The following is a 19,377-nucleotide window of genomic DNA, read 5'->3' as shown; positions in this document are numbered from 1 at the left end:
GAGGCCGCGGGGCGGAGCGTCATTACTTCACGTCGGCGAGCATATCTTCCATATCGTTCAGGGTGAACTTGTCCACTTTGACGGGCAGGATGGTGTCGAACGGCGTATCGGGCTGCGTCGCGCCGATGAAGCCGATGCGGAACATCTTGTCTCCTACGTGGGCGTAGAGCGGCACGGCATCTTTCCAATTGTCGGGCACGCCGCTGCGAGTCAGCTTGCCCTTGAGCTCCATCTTGCCGTCAGGCATGGGCGTCAGCGAGTAATGCAGGGTGTACTGCGGGATCCCTACCCCATAGACGTACTGGTTGAAAAACCAGTCCATCTTGTGATTTCCATCGAGGTTCATGTCGGGAGTCATGTGCTTTTCGACGATGGCCTTGAAGTCCTCGGTGGAGGCGGCTTTGTTGTCATAGGTGCGGCAGTAGTCCTGCATCATCTCCTTGAAGAGGTGATCCGGGTCGCGATTGCCGGGGTCAAAGAGTTGCATGCGCAACATCTGCAGGACGTAGGCGCCCTTCGAATAAATGAGGTTCTGATAGGACGAATTGTTCGTTTCCGAAGAGATGATGCGCCGGCCCATCCAGACGGGGCCGAGGGATTCTATCCTGCGACTATGCAGGTCCCCGGATTCCAGCAAGTCCCGGTCATGATGCAACTGGAAGAGAAACTCTTTAGGGCTGCGGCGGAATTGCACGTAGAGCATGCCCGAAAACTCCGCGAAGCCCTCGGAGAGCCATTGGTCATGATAGCTTTTCCAGCCGACGCGGTGGCCCCACCACTGGTGCGAGCTTTCGTGGGCGCGGAAAAAATCCGTCAGCTGCACCTGCTGCCTGCCCGTAGCCCCGAGATGATAACGCTGCGTGGAATCGAGGAAGGTAAACCAGCCGAGATACAGAAGGCCGGGCCAGCCTTGCCCGTAGCTGCCAATGATATTGGTGACCGCCAGCTGCTTGTAGGGATAGGGCCCGAAGTAATTCTGAAACACGCGCAGCGTGTTGGCGGTTTCCCCGCCGACGGTCTTGGCGAGGTCCGCCGGAGACAGCTGGCCCATGATGTCCTCGCCCATGTGTGATGCGCCCGGTCCAACCGCCAGGTCCTTGAGGGGATTGTCGTCGGCATTGTGGATGGCTGTCATCAGATCATCCCGGCCTTGATTGGCGAAGACCTGCACATCCACGTCGCCGGCTTTCTCGGTGTAGAGCTTGTAGTCGCCGAAGGCGAAGCCCGCCACGGCCAGCGGAATTTCGCTCTTCCAGGTGGTCACGCGGATGTTTCCTTCGGTGGCCTCGCGGACCTTATTTCCCGTTGCAATAAGACCGAATTTCTTAGGACTGCGAAAATTCAGTTCGAAATCCGACCGGAAAGCAAATACCTCCGCACCCAGTTCGCCGGTATACACGACCGGGTACCAGCCATAGCTCTTGCAGAGGTAGCTCTTGTCGCCGACGCGGTAGACCACGCGCTTGCCACCGTACTGGAATTCGAGAGTCTCCTTCTGCGCGGCCTGCGCCGCATCCTTCAATACGACGGCGACGTAATCGCCGTAGGACTGGAAGCGGTTCTTTTTCTCCTGCGGCTGAAAAAAGTCCAGGTTGCGGCCTTGCGAATCCTTGACCGCGCTGAGACGCAGGTTCGAATCGAGGGAGAAGAGAAGGACGCGCTCGCCGGAATAGCGCGGCTGAATCGTGACGTGCGCGGTGGCATTGAGATCCGCGTTCTCCTCGACACTCGCGTCAATTTTGTAGGACGGAATCAGATAATCCATGCGTGCGGCCGGATCGTCATAGGCGTGGCGCGGATTGCGGCCTGCGGCAGGGAACTGCATCCACACGTCCGGCACCTTAATCCTGTCGATTTCGCCCCAGTGCCCGACGCGGATCTCCTCCGGCTGCATGGCGTCGTCGTGGACTTCGACCCAGCCCTTGTCTTTGGTTTTCAGATCGGCGAGGAAATATGCGGTGCGCTTGCGGTCAGGGGAAAGCACGCTCTTGAAGAGGCGCGGGAGGTAGGCGGCGCCGAGGTCTTCGCGTTCCTTCTGGCGGCTGGCGTAGAGATCGTCGCTCGTACCGCCCGAAAGCCACTTTACCTCGCGGGCAACTCCCTCGAGGAGGTCGTCGGTGAAGCTGAAGGTGGCCTCGCTGAAGGCCATGTCCAGCTTGTCCTGCTTGGTGAACAGGCTCAGCTCATAGGCCTCCACACCGTTGGGCGGGTCCGCCAACAGGCGGCCCTCCCCGTGGAAAACGGCGCCAAAGACGACACCGTTCACCGGCTGGGTAAACTGGATTGTGCCGTTCAGGAGTTTGATGTGAATGCGGTCGCGGACAAGATCGATATTTTCCACGCGGGCGAATTTCGCGGGGTCCATGGCCGGTGCGGAAAGCGCTTGCCACACCGCGGCGGCGTCCGCCGCGCCCGGCGCGGACTGCGCCCGCACGGAAGAAACGCAGACGGCGATCAAGAAAAAGGAAAGAAGCCGGGAAGATTTCACGAAAACCTCCTGGAGGGACCCGCCGACGATACTCCAGCGTCACGTGCCGCGCAAGGCTAGGACCGGCCGGAACCGAGGACGCTGAGCAGGGCTTTGCGGAGGAGCTTGCCGGGGCGAAATACCCCCGAGTTGAGGTAGTCTAGGCGGACCATCATGGTTACGCGGCTGCTGGAAGACATGCGGGAGAAACGGAGCGCGGCACTGCTGAGCGTGGGCTCGGCGGCGGTGCTGCTGGGACTGAAGACGTTTCTGACGCTGCGCACGGGAAGCCTCGGCGTGCTCTCGGAAGCGCTGCATTCGGGGCTGGACCTGGTGGCGGCGGTGATCACGTATCTGTCGGTGCGCATGTCGGACGCGCCGGCGGACGAGAACCATCCCTATGGGCACGGGAAGTTCGAGAATTTTTCGGCCTTCGTGGAAACCGGTCTGCTCCTGGTCACCGCGCTGTACATCATCTACCAGGCGTTCGTTCGGCTTTTCTTCCGCAGCGTGCACATCCAGCCCAGCGTGACGGCCCTCGTGGTGCTCTTCGTGGCGCTGCTGGTGGACCTGACGCGGGCGCGGGCGCTGGGGCAGGCGGCGCGGAAATTCCAGAGCGAGGCGCTGGAAGCGGACGCGCTGCATTTCTCGACCGACGTGTGGAGCACGCTGGTGGTGATCACGGGGATCGCGCTGGTGTGGGCCGGGGAAGCCTGGAACATTCCTTCGCTGGTGTACGCGGACGCGCTGGCGGCGCTGGCGGTGGCCGGGGTGGTGATCTGGGTGGGTTCGCAGCTGGGGCGGCGCACGCTGGACGCGCTGCTGGACACGGCGCCGGTGGGGCTGCAGCGGCGTATCGCGCAGGCCGTGGCGCAGATGGACGGGATCCTGGATACGGAGCGGGTGCGCGTGCGGCGCGCGGGCAACCGGCACTTCGTGGATGTAACGGTGAGCGTGCCGCGGAGCACCAACCTGGAGCAGGTGCACGCGCTGACGGACGCGATCGAGGCGCGCATCGGGGAGATCGTGCCGGCGGACGTGATGGTACACGTGGAGCCGCGGGCTCCCGAGGGTGAGCACCTCTTCGAAGCGATCCGCGCGCTGGCGCAGCGCCAGGGGCTGGCCATCCACGACCTGACGGCGCAGCAGCTGGACGGAAAATTGTTCGTGGAGCTGCACCTGGAAGTGGACGAACAACTCAGCCTGGGGGAGGCGCACCGCCAGGCCACGGAACTGGAAGACGGCATCCGCGCGCTGCGCGCCGCGCGCACGGAAGTGAACATCCACATCGAGCCGCTGGGGAAGAGCATTCCGACGAGCGACAGCAGCGCGGGAGAGATGAAGCAGCTCTCGCGGGAGGTGGAGGAGTTTCTGAATCTGCTGCCGAAGGGGTTCGAGGGGCTGTTGAATTGCCACGAGGTGCGGGTGCGGCAGGTGGAGCACCACATTTTGGTGTCGTGTCACTGCACGATGCGCAGCGAGCTGCCGATTACGCAGGTGCACGACGTGACGGCGGCGCTCGAGGATCGCGTGAAGGAGCGCTTTCCGCAAATTTACCGGGTGACGATTCATCCCGAGCCGGCCGAGGAACGCCCGTAGCACCGGCTTGCGCCGGTGCCGTCGCAAAACCAAGAGGCCCGTCTCCCGTCTGCGCCGGAATAAATTCCGTCCGGCGCTACAAAGCCGGGGAGTCCTGGCGGCGGGCGAAGAGCTGGGCGCCGAGGGCCAGCAGAATCGGAAAGCAGACGACGACGTAACGCGGCTCGGGCGTTTCGATGGTGGTGAGGAAAGCCGTACGCAGGAGGACGTAGCCGGCGAGCAGGGCCACGGCCGGGCGCGCGGCAGCGTTGCCGCGCCAGAGGCGCAGAGCGCCCCACGCGGCCAGTCCGACGTAGAAACAATTGAGAAGAAAGAAGCCGGCCGTGACGGAAAAATCGATCCAGTCCTCGGCAATGGCTTCGCGCAGCGGAAAGATTTTCCCGGAATAGGGCAGGAGCTCGATGCGCGGGGTAAACCAGATGGCCGCGGCGCGAGCGAGCGGGATGCGCACAAAGGTGCGCAGCGGATGGCGGGCGGTGCGCTCGCGGGCGACGACGGCAAAGACGGCGTCTTCTTCCTCGGTAAAGTTCACGGTGCGGTTGTAGATGGCGAGCGCGGCAGCGATGCGCGACTTTTCCTCCGGGGTGTCGAAGGCCGCGCGGGGAATCTCCGCCATGCGGATGGGCTCTTCCTCCAGCTTCCAGGAGACGAGATAGACGTCGCGGAAACGCCAGAGCCAGGTCCGCTCCCAGGCGATGAAGCCGCGGGGCACGATTTCGCCGGGAAGCTGGGAATAGCGCGGCGTGAGGAATTGCGCTTCGTGTAGCGTAACGGCGTTGCGCGCGGCCCAGGGCGCCAGCGGCAGGAAGCATCCGAGGGCCGAGAGCACCACGAGCTGCACCCAGAAGGCCCAGCGGCGGCGGCGCCACAAGACGAAAGCCAGAACGATCCACGACTCCGCGAGCAGCAGGGGCGCCTCGGGGCGGAAGAGCGTCCCGAGACCCGTGAGGAAGCCGGCGAGAACGGCGAAGATCGATTCGGCGTTTCTGGCCGCCCATTCCGACTGGAAGAGGGAAATCTGCCCGCCGCAGGCAGGCCCGATTTGCGCGAGCAGCGCGAGAAGGGTTGCCGCCGTCAGAAACGCCGCAAAAACTTCGGTGAGCGGCACCGCCGTGTAGTTGGCGATAAAGGGACACAACACGGACAGCCAGAGGGCCGCCACAAAAATGCGGCGGCTGTGCGCCCGGAAGGGCATCAGGAGAGCGAGAAGCGCCGCAAGGGCCGCGATGAGCAGGCACGAAAGCAGATCGACAAAAACCTGGGCGAGGAAGACCCAGAGGCGGGCGGCCGCGCCGGTGTGGCCGGAGAGGGCGTAAATGGCGGCCAGGAAGCCGGGGTAGCCGGGCATGCGCAGATCTACGGGGATAACCTGACCGCCGATCCGCATGGCGTAGGCGCCGTGTTTCAGCCAGTTGGCGGCAATCTCCTCGTAGAGCACGGTGTCGCCGGAATCCGAGGGAAAGCGGAAAACGAAGAACAGGCGCAGGAGGAGTCCTGCGGCCAGGGCCAGCCACGGATTGGCGAGAAGGCGTTTCATGAGGTGCTTGCGCATGGTACCTCATGGCGGGCGCGCGCAGGAATCGCGCAGGTGGGGAAAGATTGACAGGCTCGGCGCGGGCGGCTAGCTTGAAAGAATAGATGAAGCTGCGGAAACCCATCTTCTATGACGCCGAGCGAGTGCGCTGGCGGCGGACCAGCCGGGTGCTGGAGATTTGCGCGGGCGTGGCGACCGTGCTGCTGGTCTATTTTTTCATTACCATCGTGATTCCGGTGTATCTGCCGGCGGTGCTGCAGCCGGGTGGGAGACCGGTGTACCACGCGGTGCCGGCGAAGAAGAGCGCCAAGACCACGGCGGTGCGGGAAAGGCGGAAGCGGCGGGTGGCGAGCATCGGCAAGGTGCCGGAGAAATACGATCCCTTGCGCGCGGCGTTTTTCGTGAGCTGGGACCCCACGAGCCTGGCGGCGCTGAAGCATCACTACAAGGACCTCGACCTGCTCATCCCCGAGCAACTGCACGCCGTGACGCCGGACGGCGGGCTGACGGTGGTGGATTACGAACGCAACCAGGTCTTTGCGGCGTCGCCGGAAGAGGCGCTGGGGCTGCTGCGCGGAGACAAGCTGCACCAGTGGATGCGCTCGGCGAACGTCGAGATGCCGATCATGGGGCTGGTGAACAACTACGACGGGAAGAACTGGCGGGTGAAAGAGCTGGCGGCGCTGCTGGGGAATCCGGCCTCGCGGCAGCGGTTGACGCGGGATCTGGCGGAATACGCGGTGCGCGCGCGGCAGGCCGGGATCGTGGTGGATTTCGAGGAAGTGCCGCAGGCGAGCCAGCACCACTTCCGGCAGTTCGTGGGGGAGCTGGGGCCGGCGCTGCACGCGGTGGGATTGAAGCTGATGGTGGCGCTGCCCGCGCGGGATGCGGATTATGACTACGCGTACTTCGGGGCGCAGTGCGACGCCATCATCCTGATGAATTACGACCAGCACTGGCTCACGTCGCCGCCGGGGCCGGTGGCGGCGCAGGACTGGTTCGTGGAGAACCTGCGGCAGGTGGCGCGGGTGGTGCCGCCCGCGAAGATCGTGATGGGCATCGCGAACTACGCCTACGACTGGTCGGAGGCGCCCGCCAAAGCGCATGAGCCGGCGGAAAGCCTGAGCGTGCAGGAAGCGCTGTTGCGGGCCTACGAATCGGAATCGCAGGTGGAATTCGACGCGGAATCGCTGAACCCGCACTACTCCTACTCCGACGAGCACGACCACGTGCACCAGGTGTGGATGCTGGACGCGGTGACCGGCTACAACCAACTGCGGACGAGCGAGCGCGCGGGGACGCAGGGGACGGCGCTGTGGCGGCTGGGCTCGGTGGATACTTCGCTGTGGGCCCTCTGGGATGCCACGCGGCCGGACGACGCGGCGCGCGCCAAACTGGAGACGGTGCAGCCGGGGCCGGACCTGATCCTGCAGGGCGACGGCGACATCTGGCGGATCGCGGACACGCCGAAGGAAGGGCGGCGGACCTTCAGCTACGACCCGGCAACGGACCTGATCACCACGGAAACGTACACGGCCTACCCGCTCTCCTACAACATCGAGCAACTCGGAGCGGCACGGGGGAAGATAGCGATCTCTTTCGACGACGGCCCGGACACGCGCTGGACGCCCGAAATTCTGAAGATCCTGAAGGAGAAGAAAGCGCCGGCGACGTTCTTCGTGATCGGAGACGAGGCCAGCCGCGCCCCGCAACTGCTGCAGCAGGAATACGCGGAAGGGCACGAGATCGGCAATCATACCTACACGCATCCGCACTTCGACGAGATTTCGCGCGCGCAACTGCACATCGAGCTGAACCTGACGCAGCGGCTGCTGGAGAGCCGGCTGGGTGTGAAGTCCATGCTTTTCCGCCCGCCGTATGGAATCGACCACCAGCCGGAATACGCGGAGGAGGTGGAGCAGCTGCCCATCCCGCAGGAGATGGGGTATCTGCTGGTGGGCTCGCGGATCGACCCCCAGGACTGGCGGCAGCCGGAGGGACGGCAGATTCCGGCGGAGGAGATCGTCGCGGGGGTCCTGCAGCAGGCGACGAAGGGAAACATCATCCTGCTGCACGACGGCGGAGGGGACCGCAGCCAGACGGTGCTGGCGCTGCCGCAGATCATCGACGGGCTGCGGGCCCGGGGCTACCAGATGGTCTCGGTCTCGGAGCTGCTGGGAAAGACGCGCGCGGAGGTGATGCTGCCGCTGAGTCCGCGCGAGGAGATGGACGCCCGCGCCGATGGATTCGTCTTCGGGCTGTATCACTGGCTGCGCCTGGGGATGAGCACCCTGTTCGTGGCGGGGATTGTGCTGGTGAGCGGGCGCGCCCTGATTATCGGATTTCTGGCGCTGGTGGAGAAGATGCGGCCGGACCGCGCGGCGCTCGCGGAGCCGCTGCCGTCGGTGACCGTGCTGATCCCCGCGCATAACGAAGAGGACGTGATCGTGGAGACGGTGACGGCGGCGCTGGCCTCGCGCGTGCCGGATCTGCGGGTGATCGTGGTGAACGACGGCTCGAAGGACCGCACGGGCGAACTCCTGGAAGAACACTTCGGGAAAAACCCGCGGGTGCGCATCCTCCACCAGGTGAACCGCGGAAAATCGGCGGCGCTGCACCGCGCCATGGACGAGGCGGCCACGGAGATCGTGGTCACCATCGACGCGGATACGGAAGTGGAGCCGGACGCGGTGCCCAAGCTGCTGCGGCATTTTTCGGATGCGCGGGTGGGGGCCATGGCCGGGAACGTGAAGGTGGGCAACCGCACGCGCTGGCTGACGCGCTGGCAGGCGCTGGAGTACATCACCAGCCAGAACATGGAGAAGCGCGCCTTCGATTTGCTGAACTGCATCACGGTGGTGCCGGGAGCGCTGGGGGCGTGGCGCAAAGAGGCGATCGAGGCGGCTGGCGGCATCACCGCGGACACCGTGGCCGAGGACGCCGACCTGACCATCGCCATCCGGCGGCTGGGCTGGCGGATCGGATATGAAGAAGAGGCCATCGCCTGGACCGACGCTCCGGAGACGGCATCGGCGCTGGTGGGGCAGCGCTTCCGCTGGACGTTCGGGACGCTGCAAGCATTCTGGAAGCACCGCGACACGCTGTTCCGGCCGAAGTACGGAACCCTGGGGTCGATCGCGCTGCCCAACATTTTCGTCTTCCAGCTGGTGCTGCCGCTGATCTCCCCGGTCATCGACCTGATGTTCCTGGGGTCGGTGGGGCTGTGGGCGATGGCGCAGCTGCACGTGCTGCGGCTGCCGCAGATCTGGACCGCAGCGGACGTGGAAAAGTCGGTGCTGTTTTTCCTGGGCTTCCTGCTGATTGACGTATTCACCTGCGTGGTGGCGTTCGCCCTGGAGCGCGGCGAGGATTGGACGCTGCTGGTGCCCGTGCTGCTGCAGCGCTTCTACTACCGGCAACTGATGTACGTGGTGCTGTTCCGCTCCGTGAAGGAAGCGGTGAGCGGGCGGCCGGTGGGCTGGCGCGGCGTCGAGCCGGAACCCCCCCGCGACATGGCGCCCGCCTGAACGGCCCCGCGCGCGGAGAATCCTTGATTTTCAACCCTGGGAGAGTTGCGGTAGGATAGGCGGGCTCACGGAGGAGGTCCCCATGGCCATCACATTCACATTGAACGGAAAAGCGCAGAGGGTGGACGTCAGCCCGGAGATGCCGTTGCTCTGGGTGCTGCGCGACACGCTGAACCTCACGGGCACGAAGTTCGGCTGCGGCATGGCGCTGTGCGGCGCCTGCACCGTGCACGTGAACGGGGAGGCCACGCGCTCCTGCATCACCGCCGTCTCCAGTGTGGCCGGCAAGCACGTGACGACCATCGAGGGACTGGCCGCGGACGCCAGCCATCCGGTGCAGCGGGCGTGGGTGGAAATCGACGTGCCGCAGTGCGGCTACTGCCAGTCCGGGCAGATCATGTCCGCGGCGGCGCTGCTGGCCAAGAAACCCAATCCGTCGGATGCGGATATCGACGACGCCATGCAGGGCAACATCTGCCGCTGCGGCACCTACCAGCGCATCCGCAAAGCCATTCACCGCGCGGCGGAGCTGCACGGCGGCGCGGCCCAGGAAAAAGCCGCGGCGCGCTAAGCGTTCCCGCGGGAGGTCTGCCCGTGGCGGGTGTCCCGGGAGGGCCGCTCCTCTGCCTGGCGGGCCCCCGGCGCTGCTGCCACAGGCGGCGCGCCGAACCCGGGCTGCCGGGCTGAACCACCGGAATTCTTCATTGCCCTTTCCTCAGGAGGTCTCTCGCCATGACCACATCGACTCCTTCTGGGACCGCAAAGCGGTCAACTCTTATGAATCGCCGTACGTTTCTCAAGACCACGGCCACGGGAGGCGCGGCCTTGGTCGTCGGCTTCCACCTGCCTTTCCGCGCCTTTGCCGACGAAGCGCAGCAGCAGGAAAAGAAAATCCCCAACCCCTTCAACGCCTGGGTGCGCATCGCGGCGGACAACCGGGTCACGCTGATCCTGGCCAAATCGGAGATGGGCCAGGGGGTGATGACGGCGCTGCCGATGATCCTGGCGGAAGAGCTGTGCGTGAACTGGAAGAGCGTGAGTGTGGAGCAGGCGCCCACGGACCCCGCGATCTACGAACACGGCACGGGAGGCAGCAGCAGCGTGCCGGAGTCCTGGCTGCCGCTGCGCCAGGCGGGAGCCGCGGCGCGGGAGATGCTGGTGACGGCGGCGGCGCAGCGCTGGAGTGTCAACCGCGACACCTGCAAGGCCGAAAACGGTGCGGTGATTCACGGGGCGCGCAAAAAAATTTTCCGCTACGGCCAGCTGGTGGAAGAGGCGGCCATGCTGCCGATCCCGGATTTCAAGACGGTGCCGCTGAAGAATTCGGCCGAGTTCACCATCGTCGGCCACGACACGCACCGCGTGGATGCACGCACGAAGAGCGGCGGCACGGCGCGATTCGGGCTGGATGTGCGGGTGCCGGGAATGCTCTACGCCGTGGTCGCGCGCTGCCCGGTCTTCGGCGGGAAGGTGGCGAAGTTCGACGCGGCGAAGGCCAAGGGCGTCGCCGGGGTGCGCGAAGTCGTGGCGATAGACGCCATCGGCCAGGGCGCGTTCACGGCGGGCGGCGTGGCCGTGGTGGCGGATTCCTCCTGGGCGGCGATCCAGGGGCGCCAGGCGCTGGAGATTTCCTGGGACGAAGGCGCGGCGGCGGGAGAATCGAGCGCAGCGCTGCGCCAGCAGTTCCTGGAGAACGCGGCAAAGCCCGGAAAGATCGTGCGCAACGACGGCGACGCGGAGGCCGCGCTGGCGGCCGCGGGAAGCCGCGCGGTGCAGGCGGACTACGAAGTGCCGTTCGCGGCGCACGCCTGCATGGAGCCGATGAACTGCACGGTGCACGTGCGCCCCGACGGCGCGGAAGCCTGGGTGCCCTCGCAGGCGCCGCAGTGGGCGCGCGACATCATCGCGCAGGTCACCGGACTGAAGCCGGAGACGGTCACGGTGCACACTACGCTGCTGGGCGGCGGCTTCGGGCGGCGCTACCAGGCGGATTTCGCGGCCGAAGCGGCGCAGGTGTCCAAGGCCGTGGGCCAGCCGGTGATGGTGTTGTGGACGCGCGAAGACGACTTGCAGCACTGCTTCTACCGCCCGGCATCCCTGCACCGCATGGCCGGGGCGCTGGACGGCCAAGGAGGCCTCGCGGCGTGGAAGCATTTTCAGACTTCGACGTCGATCGCGGTGGTGTGGGAGAAAGACGGCGCGGAAAAGCCGGAAGCGAGCGAATTCGCGATGGCGGCGTTCCTGCCCTACCGTGCGGCGGGTTACCGCGTGGAATACACGCTGGGAAAATCGGCCGTGCCGCGGGCGTGGTGGCGTTCGGTGGAAAATTCGGGTTGCGGCTTCGTGGTAGAGAGCTTCGTGGATGAGCTGGCCGCGGCGGCCAAGGTGGACCCGCTGGAGTTCCGGTTGCGGCTGATAGGCGGCGACCGTAAGATTCCGGACTTCACCTCCCCGACCGGCGACCCGCTGGACACGGCGCGGTTGAAGGGCGTGCTGAAACTGGCCGCGGAAAAGGCCGGATGGGGCAAGGCACCGGCCAAGGGGACGGGCCGGGGGATTGCCGGGTATTTTTCGTTCAATTCCTACGCGGCGGCGGTGATCGAAGCCCGGGTGCAGAAGGGCGCGGTGCGGGTGCTGCGGGTGGTGGCGGCGGTGGACGTGGGCCGGGCGGTGAATCCGCTGGGCGTGCGGGCGCAGGTGGAGAGCGCGGTGATCTACGGGCTAACCGCGGCGCTGAAGGACGCCATCACCATCGAGCGCGGGCGGGTGGCGCAGAGCAATTTCCACGATTACGAGATGCTGCGCATCCAGGAAGCGCCGCCGGTCGAGGTGCACATCGTGGCCAGCAGCGAGAAGCCGACGGGGATCGGCGAGCCGGCCGTGCCGGTGATCGCGCCGGCGCTGTGCAACGCGCTGTACGCGGCGACGGGCAAGCGCGTGCGGCGGCTGCCCATCCGCGTGCAGGAGCTGGCCTGAGCCAACCCGATACCCATCGTCGAGGAGGAAGCGATGTCTCGAGGGGAAACCAAGACAGGGAAAATGCCCCGCCGCGAGTTCTTGCAGACGACAACGGCGGTCGGCGCGGGCCTGGTGCTGGAACTTTACCTGCCCGGCAAGCACGAAGCGCTCGCCGCGGAGCTTTCCGGCAAACCCGTGGCCGTCAATGCCTGGGTGCGCATCGCACCGGACGGCACGGCGACCATACTGATCGACAAATCGGAGATGGGCCAGGGCGTCATGACCTCATTGGCCATGGTGCTCGCGGAGGAAATGGATCTCGACTGGAACGAGGTCCGGACCGAATTTGCGCCCGCCGCGCCGGAATATATCAATCCACTTTTCGGCGTCCAGGGCACCGGCGGAAGCACCAGCGTCCGCGGATCCTGGGCCCCGCTGGCTAAAGCGGGGGCGGCGGCGCGCGAAATGCTAATCGCCGCCGCGGCCAAGCGCTGGGGCGTGGCTGCCTCCGCCTGCAGCGCGGAGAACGGCGGCGTGGTGCATCACGCAAGCAAGCGCCGCATCGGTTACGGCGCATTGGCGGAAGAAGCTGCGAAGCTCCCCGTGCCGGAAAAGCCCGCGCTGAAAGACCCCCGGAGCTACCGCTTCATCGGCAAGCCGTTAAAGCGCCTGGACACGTTTTCGAAAGTGACCGGCCGCGCCGGGTTCGGCATGGACGTGCGCCTGCCCCGGATGCTGCATGCGGCCGTGGAGCGCTGTCCGGTCTTCGACGGCAAGGTGAAAAGTTTCGACGCGACAAGGGCCAAGGCCGTGCGCGGCGTGACCCAGGTCGTGCAGATTTCCAGCGGCGTAGCCGTCATCGCGGACAATACCTGGTCGGCCCTGGAGGGCCGCCGGGCGCTGGAGATCGTCTGGGACGAAGGACCCAAGGCCGCAATTTCAAGCCAGGCAATCAGCAAGCTTTACGCCGAGCGCGCGGAGCAGCCGGGAGCGGTGGCGCGCAATGATGGAGACGCCGAAGCCGGACTCGCGGGCGCGGCAAAAAAGATCGAGGCTGTATTCGAAGTGCCGTACCTCGCCCATGCCACCATGGAACCGATGAACTGCGCCGCCGACGTGCGCCGTGACGGTTGCGACATCTATGCGCCCACGCAGTTGCAGACCGGCACGCAGCGGGCCGGGGTGGCCATCACGGGACTGAAGCCGGAACAGGTGCGCGTTCACACGACTTTTCTCGGCGGGGGGTTCGGCCGGCGCGGGGAAGTGGATTTCGTAGCCGACGCCGTCGAGCTTTCGAAGGCCGCCGGCGCGCCCGTACAGGTTACCTGGACACGCGAAGACGACATGCGGCATGACTTCTACCGCCCCGCGGCCTACACCAGGCTTGCGGCGGGACTCGACGCCGAAGGCTGGCCGCTGGCATGGAAGCAGCGCATCGTGGGCCCCGCGGTCATGCTGCGCTTCAACCCGGCTGCGGTGCGGAACGGGCTCGACCCGCTGGCGGTCGAAGGAGCCGCGGACATCCAGTACGCCATCCCCAATTTCTACACCGATTACGTGCTGACCGACGCCGGGGTGCCCGTGGGCTTCTGGCGCTCGGTGGGAAATTCGTTCAATGGATTTTTCACGGAATGCTTCATCGATGAACTGGCCAGGGCCGGCGGCAAGGACCCTTTCGAATTCCGGCGCAAGCTGCTGGCAAAAGCGCCGCGCCACCTCGGCGTGCTGGAGCTGGCCGCTGAAAAGGCCGGCTGGGGCGCGGCGCTGCCCGCAGGCCGCACGCGAGGAATCGCGGTTCTGGAATCGTTCGGGAGCTGCGTCGCGCAGGTGGCGGAAGTCGATGTGCATCGCAGCGCCAGGGAAGTGCGCGTGCATCGCGTGGTATGCGCGGTGAATTGCGGCCGCTTCATCAATCCGGCCATCATTGCTTCGCAGATGGAAAGCGCCATCGTCTTCGGCCTCTCTGCCGCCCTGAAGGGCGCCATCACCATCGCCGGGGGCCGCGTGGAGCAGAGCAATTTCCACGACTACGAGGTGCTGCGGCTTAACGAAATGCCGCAGATCGAAGTGCACATCGTCCCGAGCAACGAAGCGCCCGGCGGCGTGGGCGAACCCGGCACGCCGCCCATCGCACCGGCGGTCTGCAACGCGATCTTTGCGGCGACCGGCAAGCCCATCCGGCGGCTGCCCATCCGGGCCGAGGACCTGGCCTGACAGGCCGGGAAAGCGGAGACATTTTTGCGCGGCGGTCATTCTGCGGTCGCTGAACGCGGGCGCTCGATCTTGCATTCCGGCCTTGTCGGAAAGATTCCGGTCCTGGCGGAAAGGATTTCAACCGCCGGGGTCTGCCATACTCTACGTTGAGATTCTTCAGCCCTGGACAGGCCGGGGCTGAAGAACGACCGTGGTTGTTTTTTTCTACAGCTCCTGGAAACCGTGCCGCCGCTCACGCTCATCCTCGCGACTCTTTCTCTGGGGATCTGGGTGTATTTGCTGGCAGGGCGCGGCGGATACTGGCGCGTGCGGAGGTTCGTTGCGGATGGCGATGCGGCGGAGGCTCCGCGCGAATGGCCCGCGGTCGTGGCCATTGTTCCGGCGCGGAATGAAGCGGAGAACGTAGCGCAGACGATCCGCGCGCTCCTGCAGCAGGACTATCCCGGGCGGCTCTCGATCGTGCTGGTGGACGACCACAGCGAGGACGGCACGGCGGAGGTTGCCCGGCAGGCCGCGCGAGAGTGCGGCGGCGCGGCGCGCGTGCGGGTGCATGCGGCGGCGGCGCTGCCCGGCGGCTGGGCGGGCAAGGTGTGGGCCATGGCGCAGGGCGTGGCCGGCGGCGCAGAGCCAGCACCGGGCTTCTACTGGTTCACGGATGCGGACGTCGCCCCTGCGCCGGAGACGCTGCGGCGCATGGTCTGCCGCGCGGAGCGCGACGCCCTGGACCTGGCCTCGCTCATGGTTTTCCTGCAGACCTGGACGTTTCCCGAGCGCGCGCTGATCCCCGCCTTTCTCTTTTTCTTTCTGCAGCTTTACCCTCCGCGCTGGATCGCCGATCCGCGCGCGCGCACCGCGGGCGCGGCGGGCGGCTGCATCCTGTTGCGCCGCGAAGCGCTCGAGCGCATCGGCGGTTTCCAGGCCATCCGCGGGGAAGTGATTGACGACTGCGCGCTGGCCCGCGCGGTGAAGAAGAGCGGCGGGCGGATCTGGATGGGGCTGAGCCGGGTGAGCGTGAGCGTGCGGGTCTACGGCCGCTTCGCCGAAATCGAACAGATGATCGCGCGCACGGCCTTCACGCAACTGCGCTACTCCGCGCTGCAGCTGGGCGGGGCCGTCGCGGGCCTGCTGGTGACGTATGTCGCGCCGGTGGTGCTGGCGCTGGGGGCGCACGCTCCGGCGCGGTGGCTGGGGCTGGGTGCGTGGCTGCTGATGGCCGCGGGCTTCGCACCTGCGCTGCGCTTCTACCGGCAATCGCTGCTGTGGGCGCCGCTGCTGCCGCTGATTGCGCTGTTCTATCTTGCGGCGACGCTGGATTCCGCGACGCGCTACTGGTTCGGGCAGGGCGGCGAGTGGAAGGGCCGGGCGCAGGCCCCGCACCCGGGGTAATCCCCGGGGTACCGCCGGGAATTCCGCTGGCAATCCGGGCCGGGGTTTGTTATGTTTTGGGAAGATAGGTACAGGGCTGTATCCCGAAGTATGGGAATGGCACCGGAGGCCTTTATGAGTGTCGGTCCGCATGCGGGCAACGGCAAAGTAACCGTTCCCGAAATTCTCAACCGCAAGCACGTTTCTCCCGATTCCCTTTCCAACAGCGCCAAGATCACCTGCTTGACGGCGTACGACTATCCCACGGCGCGCCTGCTCGATGAAGCCGGCGTGGACGTGCTGCTGGTGGGCGATTCGCTGGCCATGACCGTACTGGGCTACGAAAGCACGCTGCCGGTGACGCTGGAGGAGATGCTGCACCACACGCGGGCCGTGCGCCGCGGGACGCGCCGCGCGCTGATCGTGGCCGATATGCCCTACGGCACCTACCACGCGGAGCTTCCCGAAGCGTTGCGCAATGCCATGCGCTTCGTGAAGGAAGCCGGCGCGGAAGCGGTAAAGATCGAGGGCGGGGAGCGGCGCATGGAGCTGATCGCCCGGCTGGTGGAAGCGGAAGTTCCGGTGATGGGCCACGTGGGGCTGACGCCGCAGTCGCTGCACGCCATGGGCGGCTTCCGGGTACAGGGCAAAACGCCGGACGGGGCCGAGCAGGTGCTGCGCGATGCGCGGGCCGTGGAAGCCGCCGGGGCCTTCGCCATCGTGCTCGAAGGCATGCCGCGGGAACTCGCCGCACAGATCACCGCCGACCTGCGCATCCCGACGGTCGGGATCGGCGCGGGCCCGGACTGCGACGGGCAGATCCTGGTGCTGAACGACCTGATCGGGCTGACCTTCGGCGCGTCGCCGAAATTCGCGCGGCGCTACGCCAATGTCGGGGAGATCATCTCCGGCGCGGTGCGCGAATACTGCGAGGACGTGCGCGGCGGCGCCTTCCCGTCGGACGCGGAGTCCTACCACATGCCGAAAGCGGCCAGCGAGCGCAAGAAGATCCGCGTGGTGAGCTGAGCGCGGCGCCCAGCCCCCAATCCCCAAGGAGAAAACGCATGACGCCCGAAGAGATGCGCTTGCTCTATGAATACAACTCCTGGGCCAATCATCGTCTTCTCGACGCCTGCGCGGCGCTGACGCCGGAACAGTTCACGCGCGACCTGCACTCCAGCTTCCCTTCCGTGCGCGACACGCTGGCGCACATCCTGGGCGCGGAGTCGATCTGGTATGAGCGTTTCCACGGGCGCGTTCCTGCGACACTGCCTCCCGCCGCCCAGTTCCCGGCCCTCGCCGATCTGCGCGCCCGCTGGTCGGCGGTGGAAGCGAACCTCCTGCAGTTCGTCGCCGGTTTGACGCCCGCGGACCTGGCGCGCGTCCATGAATTTCCGAACCTCAAGGGAGATCGCCAGCCTCTCCCGCTCTGGCAGGCTTTGCAGCACCTGGTCAATCACGGCAGCTACCACCGCGGCCAGGTGACCGCCTTTCTCCGGCAACTGGACGCGAAGGGCGCCGCGCTGGACCTGATCCGCTTCTACCGCGAGCGCGCCGCGGCCGCCGGCGCCTGATTCCCTAGCCGCGCTCCTCCCCCCGTGGAAACCATCCGCACCATCGCGTGGATGAAAGAAGCGTCGCGGCAAGCGCGCGGCGAAGGGCGCATCGTGGGCCTGGTGCCGACGATGGGCGCGCTGCACGCGGGGCATCTCTCGCTGGTGCGGCGCGCGCAGCAGGAATGCGCCCCGGTGGTCGTCTCCATCTTCGTCAATCCCACGCAATTCGGCCCCCAGGAAGATCTCGCCAGATATCCGCGCACTCTCGAAAGCGACACGGAAAAGCTTGCGGTCCTCGGCGCGGACTGCGTCTTCGCGCCGGAATCCGCGGAGATGTATCCGGCGGGTTTCCGCACCTGGGTCAGCGTCGAGGGGCTGAGCGAACGGCTGGAGGGGCGCTCGCGGCCGGGCCATTTCCGCGGGGTGACCACCGTGGTGCTGAAGCTGCTGGAGATCGTGCAGCCGCACTTCGCCTATTTCGGGCGGAAGGACGCGCAGCAGGCGCGGCTGATCCAGCAGATGGTGCGCGACCTGAATCTGGACACGCAAATCGTGCTCTGCCCGATCGTGCGCGAGGCGGACGGGCTGGCGATGTCCTCGCGCAACGCCTATCTGAAGCCGGAAGAGCGCCGCGCGGCGGCGGTGCTGCACCGCGCGCTGGAGGCGGCGCGGCAGGGGATGGCCGCGGGGACGCACGACGCGCTGCAGTTGCAGGCGATCATGCGCCGGGTGCTGGACGCCGAGCCGCTGGCCGCCACGGAGTACGCGGAGATCGTGGACGCGGAGACGTTCGAGCCGGTCACCCGCGTTGGGCGCGCCTGCTACGCGCTGCTCGCAGTGTTTCTCGGAGGGACGCGGCTGCTGGACAATATGCGCATCGAGCCGGCCGCCGGGGACCGCGGAGAACTGCGGTTTGATCTTTAGGCGCAACCCTTGGCAGCAGATTCTTGCCTTTTGCCGCTTTCTGCTAGACTTAGATACCAGCCCAATTTCCCCCGCAAGGAGATCCATGATGAGAAAGTTTCGAAACATAGCGATACTGCTGGCCCTCAGCTTGATTGTGCCGGCGCTGGCCTTTGCCGCCAGCAATCTGCCCTCCGGCACGACGATCACCGTGACGCTGGAACAGGCCATAAGTTCCAAGACCGCGCGCCCCGGAGACCTGGTGGATGGCTCGGTGACTCACGACGTTTCGGCAGGAGGGCACGTGGTCATCCCGCGGGGCTCCTCTGCGAAGCTCAAGGTCACCAGCGTGCAGCGTTCCGGGCGGCTTTCCACGCCAGCCAAGCTCTATTTGCGGCTGAGCAGCGTGACGGTGCACGGCAAGACCCACTCGATCGTCACCACTGCGGCCGGAAAGACCATGGGCGGTAAGGGCAAGCGGGATACCGTCGCGGTCGGCGGCGGCGCGGGCGCGGGCGCGATCATCGGCGCACTGGCCGGCGGCGGCAAGGGCGCGGCCATCGGCGCACTCGCGGGCGCGGCAGCGGGCACGGCCGGAGCGGCAGCCACGGGCAAGAAGGAAGTGGAATTCCCGGTGGAAACGCGGCTGGAGTTCCAGACCGAATCGGCCGTCAGCATCAACTGAAGATTCACGGATTGCAGCAAGAAAAAAGGGCGGCGCGCGCCAAGCGCGCCGCCCTTTTTCGTTTCGCCGGGAGGCGCCTTACCTCTTTTTGATCTCGGCGAGGACTTCGGCGGCGTGGCCTTTGGCGCTGACGCTGTCCCAGATCTTTTCGATGGTGCCGTCGGGGCCGATGAGCACGGTGCTGCGGACGATCCCCAGGAAGGACTTGCCGAGAAACTTCTTCATGCGGCGCGCGCCGAAGGCTTCGATGGCCGCGAACTCCGGATCGCTCAGCAGGTCGAAATTGAGCTTTTGCTTGGCCTTGAAGCTGGCCTGGGCCTTCACCGAATCTCCGCTGGCTCCCAGGAGGACCACGCCCAGCTTGTCGAACTCTTTCTTGGCGTCGCGAAACTCGGACGCTTCGATGATTCAACCGGGAGTGTTGGCTTTGGGATAAAAGAAGAGGACCACACGCTTGCCGCGGTAGCCGGAAAGCGCGACCTCGTTGCCGGAGTCGGTTTTCAGCCGGATGTCCGGGGCCGGGTCGCCTTCCTTGAGCGTTTTCTTGGCCATGGGCTCCTCGTTGCGCG

Annotated in this window: 14 protein-coding genes; 10 read left to right on the top strand and 4 right to left on the bottom strand. The window is 66.1% G+C overall.

Going from position 1 to position 19,377, the window contains the following annotated elements; translation table 11 throughout:
- Positions 1–22: 22 nt before the first annotated feature.
- Positions 23–2,488: a hypothetical protein gene (locus LAN61_02065; protein MBZ5539283.1), complete on the bottom strand. Its 2,466-nt coding sequence runs from the start codon at positions 2,486–2,488 to the stop codon at positions 23–25.
- Between the two features lie 153 nt (positions 2,489–2,641).
- Here LAN61_02065 and LAN61_02060 point away from each other — a divergent pair, with 153 nt between their 5' ends.
- Positions 2,642–4,066, top strand: a complete 1,425-nt coding sequence (locus LAN61_02060; protein MBZ5539282.1) for a cation-efflux pump — start codon at positions 2,642–2,644, stop codon at positions 4,064–4,066.
- A 76-nt stretch (positions 4,067–4,142) separates the two neighbouring features.
- Here the strand turns inward: LAN61_02060 and LAN61_02055 are convergent, their stop codons facing one another.
- Entirely contained in the window at positions 4,143–5,618 is a 1,476-nt protein-coding gene (locus LAN61_02055) for a hypothetical protein (GenBank protein ID MBZ5539281.1), read from the bottom strand.
- Positions 5,619–5,704: 86 nt separating this feature from the next.
- On the opposite strand from LAN61_02055, the gene LAN61_02050 reads away from it, so the two are divergent.
- The 9 genes from LAN61_02050 to LAN61_02010 all read left to right on the top strand — a co-directional run bounded on the left by LAN61_02050 (position 5,705) and on the right by LAN61_02010 (position 18,808).
- A complete protein-coding gene (locus LAN61_02050; GenBank protein ID MBZ5539280.1) occupies positions 5,705–9,127 on the top strand; it encodes a glycosyltransferase in 3,423 nt (1,140 codons plus the stop codon).
- A gap of 82 nt (positions 9,128–9,209) precedes the next feature.
- A complete protein-coding gene (locus LAN61_02045) occupies positions 9,210–9,698 on the top strand; it encodes a (2Fe-2S)-binding protein (GenBank protein MBZ5539279.1) in 489 nt (162 codons plus the stop codon).
- A 161-nt stretch (positions 9,699–9,859) separates the two neighbouring features.
- Positions 9,860–12,103, top strand: coding sequence for a xanthine dehydrogenase family protein molybdopterin-binding subunit (locus LAN61_02040; protein MBZ5539278.1), 2,244 nt, complete (start codon positions 9,860–9,862; stop codon positions 12,101–12,103).
- A 33-nt stretch (positions 12,104–12,136) separates the two neighbouring features.
- Positions 12,137–14,299 (top strand): xanthine dehydrogenase family protein molybdopterin-binding subunit, encoded by a 2,163-nt coding sequence (locus tag LAN61_02035; protein ID MBZ5539277.1) that lies wholly within the window; start codon positions 12,137–12,139, stop codon positions 14,297–14,299.
- Between the two features lie 222 nt (positions 14,300–14,521).
- The gene (locus LAN61_02030; protein ID MBZ5539276.1) at positions 14,522–15,685 is read left to right on the top strand and encodes a glycosyltransferase; all 1,164 of its coding nucleotides are present in this window, start codon (positions 14,522–14,524) and stop codon (positions 15,683–15,685) included.
- A 114-nt stretch (positions 15,686–15,799) separates the two neighbouring features.
- Positions 15,800–16,690, top strand: a complete 891-nt coding sequence (gene panB / locus LAN61_02025) for a 3-methyl-2-oxobutanoate hydroxymethyltransferase (protein ID MBZ5539275.1) — start codon at positions 15,800–15,802, stop codon at positions 16,688–16,690.
- A 38-nt stretch (positions 16,691–16,728) separates the two neighbouring features.
- The gene (locus LAN61_02020; GenBank protein MBZ5539274.1) at positions 16,729–17,238 is read left to right on the top strand and encodes a DinB family protein; all 510 of its coding nucleotides are present in this window, start codon (positions 16,729–16,731) and stop codon (positions 17,236–17,238) included.
- A 24-nt stretch (positions 17,239–17,262) separates the two neighbouring features.
- Positions 17,263–18,144 (top strand): pantoate--beta-alanine ligase, encoded by an 882-nt coding sequence (panC, locus tag LAN61_02015; GenBank protein MBZ5539273.1) that lies wholly within the window; start codon positions 17,263–17,265, stop codon positions 18,142–18,144.
- Between the two features lie 88 nt (positions 18,145–18,232).
- Positions 18,233–18,808, top strand: a complete 576-nt coding sequence (locus LAN61_02010) for a hypothetical protein (protein MBZ5539272.1) — start codon at positions 18,233–18,235, stop codon at positions 18,806–18,808.
- A gap of 78 nt (positions 18,809–18,886) precedes the next feature.
- On the opposite strand, the gene LAN61_02005 is transcribed toward LAN61_02010, so the two are convergent.
- On the bottom strand, positions 18,887–19,216 hold the full coding sequence (locus tag LAN61_02005) for a peroxiredoxin (GenBank protein MBZ5539271.1): 330 nt from the start codon (positions 19,214–19,216) through the stop codon (positions 18,887–18,889).
- The gene (locus tag LAN61_02000) at positions 19,217–19,360 is read right to left on the bottom strand and encodes a redoxin domain-containing protein (GenBank protein MBZ5539270.1); all 144 of its coding nucleotides are present in this window, start codon (positions 19,358–19,360) and stop codon (positions 19,217–19,219) included.
- Positions 19,361–19,377: the final 17 nt, after the last annotated feature.

Source organism: Terriglobia bacterium (assembly GCA_020072785.1).
Classification (GTDB): Bacteria; Acidobacteriota; Terriglobia; order Acidiferrales; family UBA7541; genus Acidiferrum.
This window is presented reverse-complemented; position numbering and strand designations above follow the sequence as displayed.